Annotated in this window: 13 protein-coding genes; 7 read left to right on the top strand and 6 right to left on the bottom strand. The window is 70.9% G+C overall.

Annotation, left to right across the window (positions count from 1 at the left end):
• Positions 1 to 13 precede the first annotated feature (13 nt).
• Positions 14 to 817 (bottom strand): Rv3235 family protein, encoded by an 804-nt coding sequence (locus tag EHO50_RS07020; protein ID WP_128428880.1) that lies wholly within the window; start codon positions 815 to 817, stop codon positions 14 to 16.
• Positions 818 to 1,158: 341 nt separating this feature from the next.
• Here EHO50_RS07020 and EHO50_RS07010 point away from each other — a divergent pair, with 341 nt between their 5' ends.
• Positions 1,159 to 1,674 carry a DUF6912 family protein gene (locus EHO50_RS07010; protein WP_128428879.1) on the top strand — a complete coding sequence of 172 codons (516 nt, stop codon included), beginning with the start codon at positions 1,159 to 1,161 and terminating at the stop codon, positions 1,672 to 1,674.
• A 114-nt stretch (positions 1,675 to 1,788) separates the two neighbouring features.
• On the top strand, positions 1,789 to 2,454 hold the full coding sequence (locus EHO50_RS07005; RefSeq protein WP_128428878.1) for an HAD family hydrolase: 666 nt from the start codon (positions 1,789 to 1,791) through the stop codon (positions 2,452 to 2,454).
• A gap of 124 nt (positions 2,455 to 2,578) precedes the next feature.
• Here the strand turns inward: EHO50_RS07005 and EHO50_RS07000 are convergent, their stop codons facing one another.
• Positions 2,579 to 3,145 (bottom strand): DJ-1/PfpI family protein, encoded by a 567-nt coding sequence (locus EHO50_RS07000; protein ID WP_128428877.1) that lies wholly within the window; start codon positions 3,143 to 3,145, stop codon positions 2,579 to 2,581.
• Between the two features lie 301 nt (positions 3,146 to 3,446).
• Between EHO50_RS07000 and EHO50_RS44495 the strand changes: the two genes are divergently transcribed.
• The 3 genes from EHO50_RS44495 (at position 3,447) to EHO50_RS06985 (ending at position 10,888) form a co-directional block, all read left to right on the top strand.
• Entirely contained in the window at positions 3,447 to 3,968 is a 522-nt protein-coding gene (locus EHO50_RS44495; RefSeq protein ID WP_181449561.1) for a hypothetical protein, read from the top strand.
• Between the two features lie 374 nt (positions 3,969 to 4,342).
• Complete coding sequence (locus tag EHO50_RS06990; RefSeq protein ID WP_128428876.1) at positions 4,343 to 9,277, top strand: NAD-glutamate dehydrogenase; 4,935 nt, start codon at positions 4,343 to 4,345, stop codon at positions 9,275 to 9,277.
• 129 nt (positions 9,278 to 9,406) lie between these two features.
• A complete protein-coding gene (locus EHO50_RS06985) occupies positions 9,407 to 10,888 on the top strand; it encodes a hypothetical protein (protein ID WP_128429016.1) in 1,482 nt (493 codons plus the stop codon).
• A 62-nt stretch (positions 10,889 to 10,950) separates the two neighbouring features.
• Here EHO50_RS06985 and EHO50_RS06980 read toward each other — a convergent pair whose 3' ends face one another.
• From EHO50_RS06980 to EHO50_RS06965, 4 genes are all read right to left on the bottom strand, one after another.
• On the bottom strand, positions 10,951 to 12,612 hold the full coding sequence (locus tag EHO50_RS06980) for a glycosyltransferase family 2 protein (protein ID WP_128428875.1): 1,662 nt from the start codon (positions 12,610 to 12,612) through the stop codon (positions 10,951 to 10,953).
• Positions 12,609 to 14,828, bottom strand: coding sequence for a CDP-glycerol glycerophosphotransferase family protein (locus EHO50_RS06975; RefSeq protein WP_128428874.1), 2,220 nt, complete (start codon positions 14,826 to 14,828; stop codon positions 12,609 to 12,611). Before EHO50_RS06975 ends, EHO50_RS06980 begins: the two co-directional genes overlap by 4 nt.
• Before the next feature lie 191 nt (positions 14,829 to 15,019).
• Positions 15,020 to 15,862 carry an ABC transporter ATP-binding protein gene (locus EHO50_RS06970; RefSeq protein ID WP_128428873.1) on the bottom strand — a complete coding sequence of 281 codons (843 nt, stop codon included), beginning with the start codon at positions 15,860 to 15,862 and terminating at the stop codon, positions 15,020 to 15,022.
• Complete coding sequence (locus EHO50_RS06965) at positions 15,855 to 16,775, bottom strand: ABC transporter permease (protein ID WP_128428872.1); 921 nt, start codon at positions 16,773 to 16,775, stop codon at positions 15,855 to 15,857. The genes EHO50_RS06970 and EHO50_RS06965 overlap by 8 nt, the downstream gene beginning before the upstream one ends.
• Positions 16,776 to 17,203: 428 nt before the next feature.
• On the opposite strand from EHO50_RS06965, the gene EHO50_RS06960 reads away from it, so the two are divergent.
• Positions 17,204 to 17,842, top strand: coding sequence for a TetR/AcrR family transcriptional regulator (locus EHO50_RS06960; protein WP_128428871.1), 639 nt, complete (start codon positions 17,204 to 17,206; stop codon positions 17,840 to 17,842).
• A gap of 85 nt (positions 17,843 to 17,927) precedes the next feature.
• Entirely contained in the window at positions 17,928 to 18,572 is a 645-nt protein-coding gene (locus EHO50_RS06955; RefSeq protein WP_128428870.1) for a LuxR C-terminal-related transcriptional regulator, read from the top strand.
• The last annotated feature ends 28 nt before the right edge of the window (positions 18,573 to 18,600 follow it).

The raw sequence follows: 18,600 nt of genomic DNA, 5'->3' as shown, positions 1-18,600 counted from the left end.
CCCGTTGGGGTGGTCAGTCCTCGTCCGGGCGCGGCCTGCGCGGGCCGCCCAGTTCCACCGCCGTGCAGCGCCAGCGGAGGTCCCCGCCCTGCTCCAGGCGGAATGCCATGGCGCGCAGCTGGTCGCCGGCGCCGATGCGGGCGAAGGCCTCGATGGCTCCCGGGCGGGGCTCGAAGTATCCGATGTCGCGAACGACGGGGCGGGTGCCGCGGGCGCGCAGGGGGCCGCGTTCCGCGAGCCAGGCGAGTTCGTCGTAGGCACGGCCGACGGTGTGGCGGAGCATCGAGTGGACGGGGCGCTGGCCGCTGAGGACCAGGAGCAGGCGGTCGGCGAAGACGTCGGTGGGGCGGGGTTGGGGGATCTGGGTGATCGGCCCGCGGGAAGCCTGCGGAGGGACGCGGTGGGGTGCGCGGGCCCCGTGTTCCGCCGGGGCCTGTGGGGCGTCCCACGTCGGGGCTGGGGCGGTCGGGTGGGCCACGTGGACCGGCGCCGGCGAAGCGCCGAGCCGCTCCGGGGCGGGGGCCGGCCCGACGGTACGACTTCCCGCAGGCGCCGTGGACACCGCTGCCCGCGGATGGACGTGGGCGGTTGCTGCGGTGCTCCCCGAGGTGGTGGGCGGTCGGTTGTCGGCGGGCCTTGTGCGGGTGAGCGGTTCCGTCGTGCCCGGTGCGTTCGGTGGGCGGCCGTCGGGCGATGTCGTACGGGATGTGCCGTGGCTCGGTGTGCGGGGTGGGGTGCCGCCGGGGCGGCGGGTGTCGCGGCGGCTGGGCGGGCGGGTGCCGGGGCGGTGCTGTGCCCTGGTCATGACCTTGTTCATGGAGTCCCCGTTCGCTGAACCCGGTTGGTACCGGGCAGTAACTTCGCGGTCGGTGATCTTGTACGGGGTTCTGGGCGCCGACGGCAAGGAAGCGGGGGCTCGGGTCGGGCGGCAGGAATGTTCACTTATCCGGGTGATCCACGGACGCGAAAGGCCGCGATGGCGGGCCCGCGCCGGGTGAATTTCCGGACCGGAGTGGACGTCGGGCGGGGTGGTGGTGGGGACTCGAAAGGGGACACCCGCACGTATCCTGAAGGCCGTCCGGGAGGTGCGGGACCGGAGGTGCGGGACCCGCCTTCCGAGTCCTTGCGGAGCCCTACGAACAACGAAAGTGGTCAGCCATGCGCGTCTACGTCCCCCTGACCCTCCCCGGTCTCGCCGAGGCCTCCAAGACGGGTGAGCTGGGGACCGGGCCGCTCGTCGCGTACGGCGTCACGCCCGCGTTGCGCGAGTGGTATCTCTCCGACGACATCGAGGAGTTGGAGTACGCGGCGCTGAACCGGGCCGCGCTGGCCTCGCTGCGGCTGCTGGCGGCGGAACCCGGCGCGGTGCGGCGCCGGGTCGTGGTCGCCGTCGACGTGCCCGACGGGGCGGCCGTCGCCGATCCCGACCGGGGGCTGGATCCGTCGGCGCTGGGTGAGGTGCGGATCGCCGGGGGCGTGGCGCTGGCCAAGGCGGCCGCCGTGCATGTCGACTCGGACGACGCGGAGACGGACATTGCGGCCGCCGCCGAGGCGCTGGAGGCGGCGGACGGTGGGGACGACGACGCACAGTTCGTCGTGGACGGAGCCGGGGACCACGAGTTGCTCTGGTACGCGACTCAGGAGATTCCGAATCTGGTGGGGCTGGGGGACTGAGCCCGGCGCGGCGGTGGCGGTCGGTGCTCGGATCGCGCGCCGCCCGCACCCGCCGGATACCTCGTTGACCTGCTGTTGCCTTGATTGTCAGTGGTGGCGGGTACGGTTTTTGGCATGGGGAAGCAGGGAGCGGCGCACATTGTCTGGGACTGGAACGGGACGCTGTTCCACGACAATGACGCGATCATCGGGGCGACCAACGCGGCGTTCGCCGAGCTGGGGCTCGACCCGATCACGATGGAGCAGTACCGGGCGCTGTACTGCGTGCCGGTGCCGAAGTTCTACGAGCGGTTGCTGGGGCGGCTGCCGACCGACGCCGAGTGGGAGGTCATGGACGTGACCTTCCACCGGTACTACACCGAGCACCGGGTGGGGTGCGGGCTCACCGCGGGCGTGGCGGAGCTGCTCGTGGAGTGGCGGTCGGCGGGGCACAGCCAGTCGATCCTCAGCATGTACGGGCATGAGGAACTCGTCCCGCTGGTACGGGGGTTCGGGATCGAGCAGCACTTCATACGCGTCGACGGGCGGACCGGGCCGTCGGGGGGCAGTAAGGCCGAGCACATGGTGCGGCACATCGAGGCGCTCGTGAGCGTGGATCCGGCTCGCACGGTGGTGATCGGGGACGCGGCCGACGACGCGGTGGCGGCGCTGCATGTGGGGGCGCGGGCCGTGCTCTACACCGGGGGCTCGCACAGTCGGGCGAGCCTTGAGGGAGTGGGGGTGCCGGTGGTGGACACGCTGGGGGAGGCGGTCGCGGAGGCGGAGCGGTTGGCTGCGTGAGCGTCGGCTGCGGCGTGACGCGCCAGGGCGGCAGGGGGTGGCCCGACGGCCCGGCGCGGGTCGGGCGCAGGCGCGGCGCCCGGTGGAACGCCGCGCCGGTGGCTCGTGAGGTTCGGGGCGTGGGTCAGGTCACCGGTGCCTTCGCCCGCAATAGCGTCAGGAACTCGCGCATCCAGCCGGAGTGGTCCGGCCAGGCGCGGGAGGAGACCAGGGTGCCGTCGACCACCGCCTCGGCGTCCTGGAAGGTGGCGCCGGCCGCCTGCATGTCGAGTTCCAGGGCGGGGTACGCCGTCACGCGGCGGCCGCGGAGGCTGTCGATCGCGGCGGTGAGCAGGGGGCCGTGGCAGATCTGGGCGACCGGTTTGTCGGCGTCGAAGAACGACTTGAGGATCTTGCGGAGTTCGGGGTCGTTGCGGAGATACTCGGGGGCTCGGCCGCCGGGGATGACGACAGCGACGTAGTCGCCGGGATCGACCTCGGAGAAGGCCAGGTCGGCGGGCCAGGTGTAGCCGGGTTTCTCGGTGTAGGTGTCGAAGCCGGGTTCGAAGTCGTGGACGACGAACTGGAGCTTTTTTCGGGCGGGGGCCGCGATGTGGACCTCGTAGCCCTCTTCGCGGAGGCGCTGGTAGGGGTAGAGGACCTCCAGTGACTCTGCGGCGTCGCCGGTGACGATGAGGATTTTCGCTGTCATGTCGGGTGCGCTCCTCTTTGGGGCCGTGGTCTGCGTCTGCGTCTCCGTCGGGCCTTATGGGCAACGTGCCTCGGGGCGGGGGGCTTGCCAAGGGGGCGTGCGGCTTGGGGGCGCCGGAAGGGCGGGTTTCGGGTGCCGGTGAGGGGTGCGTGCCCGGCGTTGCGGCTGAGGCGGGGTGAGGCACGCAGCCTGGCGCTGTCGGGGTGCCGCTTCCTTTGGGGCGGGCGCCGCCCCAGCGGCACGACGGCTCGCAGCTACGCGGGCTGCGGCTGCTGAGCCGGTCGTGGCTGCCGCTGTGTAGGTGGCGCTTCCGCTACGGCGGCACGACCGCCCACAACCAAGCGCGCCACGGAGTCGTTCGCCGCTGCCGCTGCCGCTGCCGCTGCCGCTGCCGCTGCCGCTGCCGCTGCCGCTGCCGCTGCCGCTGCCGCTGCCGCTGCCGCTGCCGCTGCCGCTGCCGCTGCCGCTGCCGCTGCCGCTGCCGCTGCCGCTGCCGCTGCCGCTGCCGCTGCCGCTGCCGCTGCCGCTGCCGCTGCCGCTGCCGCTGCCGCTGCCGCTGCCGCTGCCGCTGCCGCTGCCGCTGCCGCTGCCGCTGCCGGGGCGGGTGTTCCCCGGTGGCTTCACCTCACCGCTGTTTTCGGACACGGGCTGCCTCCGGATGGCCTGCCTTCGGCTCGGTTTCCGGGCTCGGCCGCCGTCTTGGCCTCACATCTCAGCCTCTCCCTCCATGTCCCACCCCGCCAGTTACGCCCTCCCCGCACCGTTTGCCCCTGTGCAGAACGTCAAAGTTCCACCCCCGGTTTTGTACACATACGGCTCATGACGGGCCCCCTGTAAGGAGCGATAGCCTTAGTGGCGTGATCAGCGCGATAGCTCGCGGGAGCACTGTTGCTCCTGCCCTGCGCCCGGGGAGCACGGACGACATCCGTGCCCGGGCGGCGGTCGCTGGTCTTCGCGGGCGGGAGGGGGGCGTAAGGGCTCCCGGGACGTCATTCGCATCCTGGGCCCGGGCGTCGCAGAGAGCAGCGTCACACCCCGTGGGCAGCTCAAGATTGGCTCATATATCCCCGCTCATCTCACCTCGCGGCATAGCGTCGAAGCAGACCGGACACCCCGCGTCGCGGCGTTACGCCTCAAGGGAAGAGACCGTACTTCCTTCTACGTCACGCAACGGCGCGCGACAGGAGCCAGAGGACAATGCAGACCAAGCTGGACGAAGCCAAGGCCGAGCTGCTCGAGAGGGCCGCCCGGGTAGCTGAGAACAGCCCGGTCGGGGGGTATCTACCGACTGGGACGACGGACGAGAGCACCGCCGGCACCCCGGACCACGACAGCGTGCTCGCGTTCCTCCAGCGCTACTACCTGCACACCGCCCCGGAGGACCTCAACGGCCGCGACCCGGTCGACATCTTCGGAGCCGCCTTCTCGCACTATCGGCTGGCCGAGAACCGCCCCCAGGGCACGGCCAACGTGCGGGTGCACACGCCCACCGTCGAAGAGAACGGGTGGATGTGCAGCCACTCCGTCGTCGAGGTCGTCACCGATGACATGCCCTTCCTCGTCGATTCGGTGACCAACGAGCTGACGCGGCAGGGGCGGGGGATCCATGTGGTCATCCACCCGCAGGTCTTCGTCCGCCGCGACGTCACCGGCAAGCTCATCGAGGTGCTGCCCGAGCCGCCCACCGGCGAGCTGCCGCACGATGCGCACAACGAGTCCTGGATCCACGTCGAGATCGACCGTGAGACCGACCGCGCCGATCTGAAGCAGATCACCGCCGACCTGCTGCGCGTCCTGTCCGATGTCCGCGAGGCCGTCGAGGACTGGAGCAAGATGCGGGACGCGGCCCTGCGCATGGCCGACGAACTGCCCAGCGAGCCCACCTCCGACCTGCGCGAGCAGGAGGTCGAGGAGGCCCGCGAGCTGCTGCGCTGGCTGGCCGACGACCACTTCACCTTCCTCGGCTACCGCGAGTACGAGCTGCGCGAGGACGACTCGCTGGCCGCCGTGCCCGGCACCGGCCTCGGCATCCTGCGCTCCGACCCGCACCACTCCGAGACCGACAGCCACCCGGTCAGCCCGTCCTTCGAGCGGCTGCCCGCCGACGCCCGCGCCAAGGCCCGCGAGCACAAGCTCCTCATCCTCACCAAGGCCAACAGCCGGGCGACCGTGCACCGGCCGTCGTACCTCGACTACGTCGGGGTGAAGAAGTTCGACGAGAACGGCGAGGTCGTCGGCGAGCGGCGCTACCTGGGCCTGTTCTCCTCGGCGGCGTACACCGAGTCCGTCCGCCGGGTGCCGGTCATCCGGCGCAAGGTGGACGAGGTGCTGGAAGTCGCCGGGTTCTCGCCGCACAGCCACGACGGGCGCGACCTGCTGCAGATCCTGGAGACGTACCCGCGCGACGAGCTCTTCCAGACCCCGGTCCCCGAGCTCCAGCGCATCGCCACCTCCGTCCTCTACCTCCAGGAACGGCGAAGGCTGCGCCTCTATCTCCGCCAGGACGAGTACGGGCGCTACTACTCCGCCCTCGTCTACCTCCCGCGCGACCGCTACACCACCGGCGTGCGCCTGCGGATCATCGACATCCTGAAGGAGGAGCTCGGCGGTACCAGCGTCGACTTCACCGCCTGGAACACCGAGTCGATCCTCTCCCGGCTGCACTTCGTCGTCCGCGTCCCGCAGGGCACCGAGCTGCCGCAGCTCAGCGACAGCGACAAGGAGCGCATCGAGGCGCGCCTGGTCGAGGCCGCGCGTTCCTGGGCCGACGGCTTCGCCGACGCGCTGAACGCCGAACTCGGCGAGGAGCGCGCCGCCGAGCTGCTGCGCCGCTACTCGGGCGCCTTCCCCGAGGGCTACAAGGCCGACCACGGCCCGCGCTCCGCGGTCTCCGACCTCGTCCACCTCGAACAGCTCACCGAGGAGAACAACTTCTCGCTGAGCCTGTACGAGCCGGTCGGCGCCGCCCCCGAGGAGCGCCGGTTCAAGATCTACCGCAAGGGCGCGGCCGTCTCCCTGTCCGCGGTCCTGCCGGTCCTCAGCCGGCTCGGCGTCGAGGTCGTCGACGAGCGGCCGTACGAACTGCGCTGCTCCGACCGCAGCGTCGCCTGGATCTACGACTTCGGCCTGCGCATGCCCAAGGCGGGCGGCGCCGTCGACTATGTCGGTGACGACGCGCGCGAGCGGTTCTCCGAGGCCTTCGCCGCCACCTGGACCGGCAAGGCGGAGAACGACGGCTTCAACGCCCTCGTGCTGAGCGCCGGGCTGACCTGGCGCCAGGCCATGGTGCTGCGGGCGTACGCCAAGTACCTGCGGCAGGCGGGCTCCACCTTCTCGCAGGACTACATGGAGGACACCCTCCGCAACAACGTCCACACCACCCGCCTGCTCGTCTCCCTGTTCGAGGCGCGGATGTCGCCGGACCGCCAGAGCGCCGGCCGCGAGATCGTGGACGCGCTGCTCGAAGAGGTCGACGCGGCGCTCGACCAGGTGGCGAGCCTCGACGAGGACCGGATCCTGCGGTCCTTCCTCACCGTCATCAAGGCGACGCTGCGGACGAACTTCTTCCAGGAAGCGGCGGGCGGCCAGCCGCACGACTACGTCTCCATGAAGTTCGACCCGCAGGCCATCCCCGACCTGCCGGCGCCGCGCCCGGCGTACGAGATCTGGGTCTACTCGCCGCGCGTCGAGGGCGTGCACCTGCGCTTCGGCAAGGTCGCGCGCGGAGGTCTGCGCTGGTCCGACCGGCGTGAGGACTTCCGCACCGAGATCCTCGGCCTGGTCAAGGCGCAGATGGTGAAGAACACCGTCATCGTGCCGGTCGGCGCCAAGGGCGGCTTCGTCGCCAAGCAGCTGCCGGACCCGGGCGTGGACAGGGACGCGTGGCTGGCGGAGGGCATCGCCAGCTACAAGACGTTCATCTCGGCGCTGCTCGACATCACCGACAACATGGTCGCGGGCGAGGTCGTGCCGCCGTCGGACGTCGTCCGGCACGACGAGGACGACACCTACCTCGTCGTCGCCGCCGACAAGGGCACCGCGACCTTCTCCGACATCGCCAACGGGGTCGCCGAGCAGTACAACTTCTGGCTCGGGGACGCCTTCGCCTCCGGTGGCTCGGCCGGCTACGACCACAAGGGCATGGGCATCACCGCCCGCGGCGCCTGGGAGTCCGTCAAGCGGCACTTCCGCGAGCTGGGCGTGGACACGCAGAGCGAGGACTTCACGGTCGTCGGCATCGGCGACATGTCCGGTGACGTGTTCGGCAACGGCATGCTGCTCAGCGAGCACATCCGCCTGGTCGCCGCCTTCGACCACCGGCACATCTTCATCGACCCGAACCCGGACGCGGCCACCTCCTACGCAGAGCGCCGCCGCGTCTTCGAGCTGCCCCGCTCCAGCTGGGAGGACTACAACACCGAGCTGCTGTCGGCCGGTGGCGGCGTCTTCCCGCGCAGCGCCAAGGCGATCCAGGTCAACGCGCACATCCGCGAGGCCCTCGGCATCGAGGGCAAGGTCGCCAAGATGACGCCGGCCGAGCTGATGAAGGCCATCCTCAAGGCGCCGGTGGACCTGCTGTGGAACGGCGGCATCGGTACGTACGTCAAGGCGTCCACCGAGACCCACGCGGACGTCGGCGACAAGGCCAACGACCCGATCCGCGTCGACGGCGCCGACCTGCGCGTCAAGGTCGTCGGCGAGGGCGGCAACCTGGGTCTGACGCAGCTAGGCCGGATCGAGTTCGCACGGCACGGCGGCAAGATCAACACCGATGCCATCGACAACAGCGCGGGTGTCGACACCTCCGACCACGAGGTGAACATCAAGATCCTGCTCAACGGCCTGGTCGCCGAGGGCGACATGACCGTCAAGCAGCGCAACAAGCTGCTCGCCGAGATGACCGACGAGGTCGGCCGCCTGGTCCTGCGCAACAACTACGCCCAGAACACGGCGATCGCCAACGCCCTCGCCCAGTCCAAGGACATGCTCCACGCCCAGCAGCGCTTCATGAAGCACCTGGTCAGGGAGGGGCACCTGGACCGCGCGCTGGAGTTCCTGCCCACCGACCGCCAGGTCCGCGAGCGCCTCGGCGCCGGCCACGGCCTGACCGGCCCGGAGACGGCCGTCCTGATGGCGTACACGAAGATCACGGTCGCCGAGGAGCTGCTGCACACCTCGCTGCCCGACGACCCGTACCTGAGCACCCTGCTGCACGCGTACTTCCCGAGCGCGCTGCGCGAGCAGTTCCCCGAGCACCTGGTCAGCCACCCGCTGCGCCGTGAGATCACTACGACCGTGCTGGTCAACGACACGGTCAACACGGGCGGTACGACGTATCTGCACCGGCTGCGCGAGGAGACCGGCGCCTCGCTGGAGGAGATCGTCCGGGCACAGACCGTGGCCCGCGCGATCTTCCGCTCGGCGGCCGTGTGGGACGCGGTCGAGGCGCTCGACAACAAGGTCGAGGCCGACGTCCAGACCCGGATCCGGCTGCACTCGCGCCGCCTCGTCGAGCGCGGCACGCGCTGGCTGCTCAACAACCGGCCGCAGCCGCTGGAGCTCGTCGACACCGTCGACTTCTTCGCCGAGCGTGTCGAGCAGGTCTGGTCGCAGCTGCCGAAGCTGCTGCGCGGCGCGGACCTCGACTGGTACCAGCAGATCTACGACGAGCTGTCCGGCGCCGGCGTCCCGGACGAACTCGCCACCCGGGTGGCCGGGTTCTCCTCCGCCTTCCCGACGCTGGACATCGTCTCGGTGGCCGACCGCATGAGCCGGGACCCGATGGACGTCGCCGAGGTCTACTACGACCTCGCCGACCGCCTCCACATCACCCAGCTCATGGACCGCATCATCGAGCTGCCCCGCGCGGACCGCTGGCAGTCCATGGCCCGCGCCTCCATCCGCGAGGACCTCTACGCCGCCCACGCGGCCCTGACCTCGGACGTCCTGGCGGCCGGCAACGGCACCGCGACGCCCGAGCAGCGCTACAAGGCGTGGGAGCAGAAGAACGTGGCGATCCTGGGGCGGGCGCGCACCACCCTGGAGGAGATCCAGGGATCGGACACCTTCGATCTGGCCAACCTGTCGGTGGCCATGCGGACCATGCGGACGCTGCTGCGGACGCATTCGTAGGCCGTACGACCAGTCCCACGATTAGCCCTACGACTAGCCGTACGACTATCGGGGCGCCCCGGGCTGTGACAGCCCGGGGCGCTCCCGCATTCGGGACAAACCGGGAATTACAGTGCTGGCGTGAGCACGATGCGCGCCGCGCCACGGAGGCGGAGCACGACGATCGCTTCGCAGACCGCCGCCGCGCTGGTGTTGGTTGTGCTGCTCCTCGTGATCGTCCGGCTCCCGTGGGCCGGTGACCTCGGTATGCACGCGGCGACCGTCGAACGCCTGCGGCACAGCCTGGTCGACCCCGGCAATCCGCTGGTCGACGCGGACACGCCGAGTCCGTACTACTCGCCGTGGATGCTGGTGCTCGGGTGCCTCGCGCGGGTGACGGGGTTTTCGGTCTTCGTCGTGCTGAGGATCGGTGCGCTGGCCGGGCTGGCGCTCTTGATCACGGGCCTGTGGCGCTACGTGCGCACACTGAGCGCGCATCGGGCCGCGCCCGCGCTTGCCGCGCTGTGCCTGGTGTTGCTGTGGGGGACCTCGCTGTTCACATGGAGCGGGTTTCTCGGGCTGAACTCGCTGGCGTTGACGGTGTCGTATCCGAGTGTGTTCGCGCTCGGGCTGGCCTTTCACTTCTGGGCCTGGCTGGCGGGGGCGGTGCGCTCGGGCCCGGCGGGCGGCTGGAGGACGTGGATCGGGCTCGGTGCGCTGTGGGCGGTGATCCTGCTCTGCCATCAGTTCTCGGGGGTCGTGGCCTGTCTGGGTGCGCTGGCCACGGTGGTCGCCGCACGGCCCGGCCGCGAGGTGTGGCTGCGGCTGGGGACTGGGGCGGCGGTGGGGGTGGTGGTGCTGTGGGTGTGGCCGTACTACGACTTCTTCGCGCTGTTCGGGGCGGGCGCCGATCTGGAGGCGGTGCATCGGGGGCTGTACCGGGACATGGTGGGCCGGTACTGGCTGGTGCTGCTGGGAGTGGCGGCGCTGGTCGTGCGGTGGCGGCGGGACCGGCGCGACCCGTTGGTGCTGTTCTTTGCGCCGGCGGTGATGGTCGTGGCGCTGGGTGGGGTGAGCGGGCACTACTCGTGGGGGCGGGCGCTGCCCGCGGTGCTGATTCCCGCGCAGATCGCGGCCGCGCTCGGGGCGCTCGAGTGGCGGGCTTGGCGTGGGGCGTGGGTGGGGGTGCTGGCCGGGGCGCTGGTCGTGGGGGCATGGACGCAGGTCGGGACCCTTGGGTACGTCGTTCCGCGCACCGTGCTGCCGCAGGCGGTCGCTGCGAAGTACCGGGCGCCGTGGGTGGGATACCACTGGGTCACGCCCTGGGTGAAGTACGGGGACGTGGTCATGGCGCGCACTTTCCCGGCGCGGCAGATTCCGGCGTACGGGGCGTACACCGTGGCGCCCGGGTATCCCGACTTCTTCCTGCCGGACGAGGGGCGGCGGGAGGCGGCGGTGCGGCGGTACTTCGAGGTGGAGACGCCGGGGGATGTGCGCCGGGGGATCGTGGAGGCGTACCGGGTGCGGTGGGTGGTGGATCGGGCGGTGGCGGTGGCCGGTGTGAGGGAGCCGGGGTTGCGGGTGGTGGCTCGGGGGCCGGGTGGGCAGGTGCTGTACGAGGTGGTGCGGTGACGAGCCTTCGCCCCCCACACCACACACGCAAACGCCGGACAGGCTGAGCCAAGCGGACCTTCCTACCGCAGCGCGCTCCTCAGCAGCCGGGCCGCTCTCCTCACCCTCGGGCGTGCCACGCGCCGTACCACCGGCCGTACCACCCTCGCGGTCACGCCCACCGGCTGCCACCGCACCTGGAGGCGGCCCGGACCGCGGCCCTCCGGTTCGATCGTGACCCGGTGCGGGGCCGTGCCGGTGTGGTAGTCGATGCGGGCCGTCAGGGGTGGGAAGGACAGCGGGGCCAGGAGTACGGCCGTATGGGCCAGGCCCTGGTGCTCGATGCGCAGGAGGGGGTGGCGGACGCCGGCGAAGCCGTGATGGGGGACGGGGGCCGACGACAGGTCCAGGTGGACGTGGCCTTCGAAGACGCCGGGGCGGACGGGGGAGAGACGGAAGGGGACCTTGAGGCGGCGCCGTCCGGGACGGATGAGGAGGCTCGCGCGGTGCGGGCCCACCGGGAGGCGCAGACCCGGGTCGTAGGTCCGGATCGTGAGGTCGATCGACGCTCCCGGGCCGCGCGTGAGCTCCGTGATCTCGTGCCGGAACTGCGCGCTGCGGAACGGGCGGGTGTCCAGCTCCAGGTCGGCGACGTCCAGTTCGCGGCAGGCCCACTCCGTGGTGGGGAGGCTGTCGCCCCAGTACGTGTGGCCCTCGGCGTCCGGTGTCACCTGCCTCGGCGCCACGCCGTGGCCCAGGCCCCGCGCCGCCAGCCGGGCCTCCGGGAAGCGGCGTTCGCGGATCAGCTGGAGGACCACTCGTTCAGCGCGAGGCAAGCGGGCGTAGGCCATGGAGGACACGGTCTCCAGGTAGGGAGTCATGATGTCCGCGAAGTCGGTCAGCCACTCCTCGTCGCGGTACGGCAGGTCCCCGGCGTACATCCGGAAGTCGTGCTTGAGGAACTTGTAGTCCTTGTCCTCACGCAGCGCCCCGTGCCCGCTCTCCTCGAGGAAATCGTCGATGAGGTGCTGGACCTGGACGCGGTCGCGGACGTTGTCGAGTCGGTGGCGCTGGTTGGAGATCGATGCCGCGTCCCTGGCCGCGTACGGCGCGATGTACCAGCGGTACACCGGCTCGGGGATGACCGTGAACTCCTTGGCCAGACAGTACGCCTGCGTCGTGAACAGCTGGTCCTCGTAGTGGATGCCCTCCGGGAACCGCAGGTCGTGCCGGTCCAGGAACGCGCGGGCGTACATCTTGCTCGTCGACAGGTGCTCGAAGAGCAGCCGGGGTTCGGACTCGATGCCGATCACCGTGCGGCGCTCCGCGACCAGGTGCGGCATCCACTTCGTGCGGCGTCCGCCGTCCTCCCGGACCCGCACCACCGCGCCCATCGCGAAGTCGATCTCCCGCTCACGGTGGGCGGCGAGCAGCAACTCCACGGCGTCGTCGGGAAGCTCGTCGTCGCTGTCCAGGAACATCACGTACGGCGCCCGGGCGATCTCCAGGGCACGGTTGCGCGGGGCGCTGCAGCCGCCGCTGTTCTCCGGCAGGCGCAGATGGCGGATGCGGGGATCCCGGGACGCCAACTCCCTTGCCACGTCCGAGGTTTCGTCCGTCGAGTGGTCGTCGCTGATGATGATCTCGATGTCGGCGTGGGTCTGACGGCGTACCGACTCCACGGCTCGGGGCAGGCGGGCCGCGTCGTTGTACACGATCACCGTGACGGTGACGTCCGGGTTCATACCGTCTCCCGAGGGCTCGGTGCCGGAGTGCGTTCCTCCAGCGGGATCACCGGCGGCAGGGCGTCCTCGCTCTCGCCCAGGAACACACGGCGTACGACGCGTTCGGCGGCGCGTCCGTCGTCGTACTCGCAGAATCGGCGGCGAAAGGCCGCCCTGGCCTTGGTCGCGCCCTCGTCGTGCCAGGCCTCGGTGGTGAGGATCTCCGCCAGTTCCCGCTCGGTGCGGGCGACCTGGCCCGGTGGCTCGGCCGGCAGGTCGAAGTAGACGCCGCGGGTGGAGCGGTAGGTCTCCCAGTCGTCGGCGTAGATGACGATCGGGCGGTCGAGGTTGGCGTAGTCGAACATGATGGACGAGTAGTCCGTGACCAGCGCGTCCGCGGCCAGGCACAGGTCCTCGACCGGGTCGTAGGCGGAGACGTCGATGATCCGCCCCGTGCGGCGCAGGGCGGTCAGCGGGGACGGCCTGCCGTCGTAGAAGTAGTGGCCGCGGATCAGCAGGACCGTGTCCTGGCCGAGCTGGTCGGCGAGGGTGGCGAGGTCGAGGCGGGGGGTCCAGCCGGCCTCGTAGTCGCGGTGGGTGGGGGCGTACAGGATCGCGCGGTGGGTCGGGGGGATGCCCAGGCGGTCGCGGACGGCGCGGATGTCGGTGGCGGTGGCCGTGTAGAAGACGTCGTTGCGCGGATAGCCGTAGTCGAGGGAGACGAATCGGGACGGATACGCGCGCTCCCACATGCGGGTGGAGTGGCTGTTCGCGGAGACGCTGTAGTCCCACTTGTCGATACGGGCCAGCAGTGCCTGGAAGTCGAGGCCCTTGGCGGCGGCCGGGAACTCCATCTGATCCACGCCCATGCGCTTGAGCGGGGTGCCGTGGTGGGTCTGGAGGTGGACCGCGTCCGGGCGTTTCACCACCGCGTTGGGGTAGTTGACGTTGTTGACCAGGTACTTCGCCGTGGCCAGCACCTCGCGGTAGCGGCGGGTGCCGGGCAGCACGTGGTCCGTGTGGGGCGGGAGGAGAGGCGCGTTCTCCGGTGTCACCACCCACACCGGGTGGATCTGCGGGGCGAGTTCGGTGAGCTTGGCGGCGATCGCCGCCGGGTTGCAGGCCACGCCACGGTTCCAGTACGCCGCGAAGACGGCCAGGTTGGGGTTGACCGGGCGGGACAGGGACGTGCGGTAGTGGTGGTCGCCGAGGGCGGCGGCGACCTGGCGTCCGCGGGTTCGTACGGCGGCCTTCGCGGCGCGGCGGGCTCGGTTGGCCGTCTGGAAGGCGCGGTACCTGGTGTAGGCGTTCTCTTCGAGCAGGGCGCGGCGGATGGCCTCGGGGCCGGAGGGGGGACGGTGCCCGGGCGGGCGGTGCCGGACGGCCGCTTCACCGGCTCGGCGGAAGAACTCCCTGGCCACCGCGTCCGGCATGGCGGCGCGGGCGAAGGTGCGCAGGCAGTCCTGGACCATGACGTCGTACAGGACGGCGTCGGGCGCGGGGCCGGTGCTGGGGCGGGAGGCGGGGCGGTTCCGGGCGAGGGCGAGGAGCGTTTCGTAGCGGTCGATCGGGGCGTAGCGCTCCTCGGGGGTGACCGGCGGGAGGCTCTCGGGGCGCAGCTCGTGGTGCTCGTACGCCACTTGGTTCAGGGCGGCGATGTGGTCGGCGAGGAGGAGGGCGGCGTAGGCGGCGTACGGCTCGTCGGGGGTGGTGAGTTGGTGTTCGTGCGCCTGCCAGAAGGGGGTGCGCAGCGCGCGGTTGCCCAGCAGGGGTGTGATGCGGAGCGCGGTGCGGGCGATGCCGTCGAGGGGGTGGGCGGCGCGGCCGGCGCGGGCCAGGCGGGGGCCGTCCTCGGAGGGGAGGCCGGAGGTCTCCCAGGTGGAGCGGACGTGGTCGAAGAGGAGGACGTCCACCTCGTCCGGCAGTTCCGCAGCGCGCTCGGCGATCGTGCGCGGGGCGCCGGCGGGCAGGCCGTCCTTGGCGTGCACGAAGTGCAGCCAGCGGCCGCAGGCCCGGGCCGCCCCCGCCGACCGGGCCGCGGCGTCCTCCGTCCCGTCCGGCAGGGGCAGCACCAGCATCTCGGATGCATACGCCTGGGCCGTCTCCTGCGCCCAGGCCCCGACCGCGGCCACGATCACCTCGACCTCGGGGTGGGGGTGCGCGGCCAGGGAGGCGAGGAGTCCGGTCAGGCGGTCCTGGGTGTTGGGCCCGTGGACTATGACGCTGAGCTCGGGCATCGCGGGGACTCCTTCACCTTCGTCACCACTCCGGGGACCCTGTGTCCGTCATAGTGGCACCAATGGGATGAAAGGGTCGTACGGAGTTGCGCCTCACGGGGGAGTCCGCACGGAGGGGTCCGTAAGCGGGAGGCCGCACGAGGGAGGCCGCACGAGGGGGGCGTCGCGCGGGCCGCCTCACGCGGCACGCCTCACGCGGGGACGGGAGCCTTCGGCTTCGGCTTGGCCGGCTTGTCACCCGTGAAGGCCTCGTACTCCTTCAGCACCTCGTCCGTCGGCCCGTCCATGCGCAGCTCGCCACGCTCCAGCCACAGGACGCGGTCACAGGTGTCGCGGATCGACTTGTTGTTGTGGCTGACCAGGAACACCGTGCCCGCATGCTTGCGCAGCTCGCGGATCCGGGCCTCGGAACGCTTCTGGAAGGAACGGTCACCCGTCGCCAGCGCCTCGTCGATCAGCAGCACGTCGTGGTCCTTGGCGGCGGCGATGGAGAAACGCAGGCGGGCCGCCATGCCGGAGGAGTACGTGCGCATGGGGAGGGTGATGAAGTCGCCCTTCTCGTTGATGCCGGAGAAGTCGACGATCTCCTGGTAGCGCTCCCTGACCTGCTCGCGGGACATGCCCATCGCGAGGCCGCCGAGGTGGACGTTGCGCTCGCCGGTGAGGTCGTTCATCAGGGCCGCGTTCACGCCGAGCAGGGAGGGCTGGCCGTCGGTGTAGATACGGCCGTTCTCGACCGGGAGCAGGCCCGCGACCGCCTTGAGCAGGGTCGACTTGCCCGAGCCGTTGGTGCCGATGAGACCGATGGCCTCGCCCTTGTACGCCACGAAGGAGACCTTCTTGACGGCGTGGACCTTGCGCACGCCGGCCGCCTTCTCGGCCTGCTTGCGGCGCAGGATGCGATTGAGGGCGGCGGTGGCGGAGCCGCGGCCCGAACTCGTGCCGTTGACCCGGTAGACGATGTCGACGGCGTCGGCGATGACGGTGGGGACCTGCTCGGTCGCGAGCGCGGTGTTGTCGAGGTTCTCAGCCACGGCCGTACGTCTCCTCAGCCTTCCAGAAGTAGATGAAGCCGCCGACGCCGGCCAGCAGCGCCCAGCCCGTCGCGATCGCCCAGACGTGCGGCGGGAGCTGGCTCGCGTGGAAGCTGTCGATCAGCGCGAAGCGCATCAGGTCGATGTAGACGGCGGCGGGGTTGGCCAGGAGGGCCGAAGTCACCCAGGACGGCCAGTCCGTGTGCTTGCTCATCATGTGGCTGATGCTGAACATCACGCCCGACGCGTACATCCAGGTACGCAGCACGAACGGCATCAGCTGCGCGATGTCCGGCGTCTTCGCACCCATCCGGGCCATGACCATCGCGACGCCCGCGTTGAAGGTGAACTGCAGCACCAGCGCCGGCAGCGCCAGCACCCAGGACGCGGTGACCGGAATGCCGAAGCAGAGCAGGATCACGACCAGGGCCGCCATGGAGAACAGCAGCTGCTGGAGCTGCTGCAACGCGAAGGAGATCGGCAGCGCGGCCCGCGGGAAGTGCAGGGCGCGGACGAGGCCGAGGTTGCCGGAGATCGCGCGCGTGCCCGCCATGATCGAGCTCTGCGTGAACGTCCAGATGAACACCCCCGTCACCAGGAACGGGATGTAGTCCGGAACGCCGCCCTTGGTGCCCATCAGCTCGCCGAAGATGAAGTAGTACACCGCCGCGTTCAGCAACGGCGTCAGCACCTGCCAGACCTGGCCGAGCTTCGCCTGGCTGTACTGGGCGGTGAGCTTGGCGGTGGCGAACGCGGTGATGAAGTGCCGGCGCGCCCACAGCTGGCGGATGTACTCGGGCAGGGAGGGGCGGGCACCGCTGACCGAGAGTCCATGCCGGGCGGCGAGGGCCGCGAGGTCGGCGGGGGCCGGGGCGGGTGCCGTTGGGGGCGGTGTGTCGAGGACCTGGCTCACATCCGCTGCTTTCGCTCGGGGGAGGGGTGCGGCGACGTTCTCTTACGTGACTCTTCACGTTTTCTTACGTCGGGACGGGACCGTATCGTCGCAACGTGAGCGTAGGCCTAGGAGGCGTCGGAACGCAACCGTTTCGTCGTGACGTGGGCGACAGCCTGTGGGTGTAGGGACGAGGCCGTTCCGTCGTGACGTGGGCGACAGCCTGTGGGTGTAGGGACGAGGCCGTTCCGTCGTGACGTGGGCGACAGCCTGTGGGTGTAGGGACGAGACCGTTCCGTCGTGACGTCGGCGAGAGTCGGCGGACGTAGGGACGGAACCGATTCGTCGTGACGTGGCCGATCGTCGGCAGGCGTGGACGGAGCCGTCTCGTCGTGACGTCGGTGGCGTCCGGTTGACGTAGGGACGGCACCGTATCGTCGCAACGCCCTATGCTTGCCCGCATGACGACGAACGCCGACCAGCCCCAGCCGCGTCCGCGCCGCCGCACCCCCGCCGGCGCAGCCGTACTCCGGGAGGACGTAACGGAGGCCATCCGGGCGGCCGTCTTCGAGGAGCTGGCGGCCGTCGGCTACGCGCGGATGTCGATAGAGGGCATCGCGCGCCGCGCGGGCGTCGGCAAGACCGCGGTGTACCGGCGCTGGCGTTCCAAGCTGCACCTGGTGCTGGACGTGGTGTCGGCGGTCGCCGTCATGGGGCTGCCCGTGCCGGACGCCGGCTCCCTGGAGGGTGATCTGCGGCTGCTGTACGGCGTGACCGCACGCGCCCTGCGTCACCCCTTGGCCTCGCAGATCCTCCCGGATCTCCAGGCCGAGGCGGCTCGCAGTCCCGAGATCGCGGAGGCCCTGCAGAAGGCGCTGCGGGACGGGCAGGCGAGCGTCGCCAGCGGGATCGTGATGGCCGCGGAGAAGCGCGGCGAGGTGCGTCCGGGCATCGATGAGGACCTGGCACTCGACCTGATCTCGGGCCCCCTGTACTGGCGCTCGGTGGTGATCCGCAGCCCCAAGCTGCCCAAGGGGTACCTGGATGCCCTGGCCCGGGCCACCGCACATGCCCTCAAGGCTCTGTGAGTAGGCTGCGTGCACCGGCTGCCAACGGTGATCCATCTGGCGTTGCCGCGTACGACGCGGTGACCGGAGCAGAGGCGGAACTGCCGTGAAAGTCGTGATCGCCGAGGACAACGCCCTGCTGCGCGAGGGCCTGGTCCTCCTGCTGACGTCGGCCGGACACGAGGTCGCGGCCGTCGCCACCACCGGCCCCGAAATCCTGCCCGCGCTGCTGGAGCACTGCCCCGACGCCGCCGTGCTCGACGTACGGATGCCGCCCGATTTCCGCGACGAGGGACTGCGCGCCGCCCTCACCGCGCGCAAGGAGATCCCGGGGCTGCCTGTGCTGGTCCTGTCCCAGTACGTCGAGGAGTCGTACGCCGCCGAACTCCTCGCCGGCGGCGCGAGCGGCCTCGGCTACCTGCTGAAGGACCGGGTCGGCCGGGTCGACGAGTTCCTCGACGCGCTGGAACGGGTCGCGGCCGGCGGCACCGCGCTCGACCCCGAGGTCGTCACCGAACTGCTGACCCGCCGCCGCGACTCCCCCCTCGACTCGCTCACCCCGCGCGAGCGCGAGGTGCTGGCGCTGATGGCCGAGGGCCACGACAACGCGACCATCGCCAAAACCCTCGTCGTGACGGAACGCGCGGTCCACAAGCACATCGGCAACGTCTTCCTGAAGCTCGGCCTGCCGCAGAGCGACAGTGGGCATCGCAGGGTGCTCGCTGTGCTGACGTATCTGAACAACGCGTAGTCGTCACCGGCGGCGCCCGTCCGGCGTC

The organism is Streptomyces cyaneus (assembly GCF_004028635.1).
GTDB classification, from domain to species: domain Bacteria; phylum Actinomycetota; class Actinomycetes; order Streptomycetales; family Streptomycetaceae; genus Streptomyces; species Streptomyces cyaneus.
Note: the sequence above shows the minus strand (reverse complement) of the source record. Positions and strands in the feature narration are given on the sequence as shown.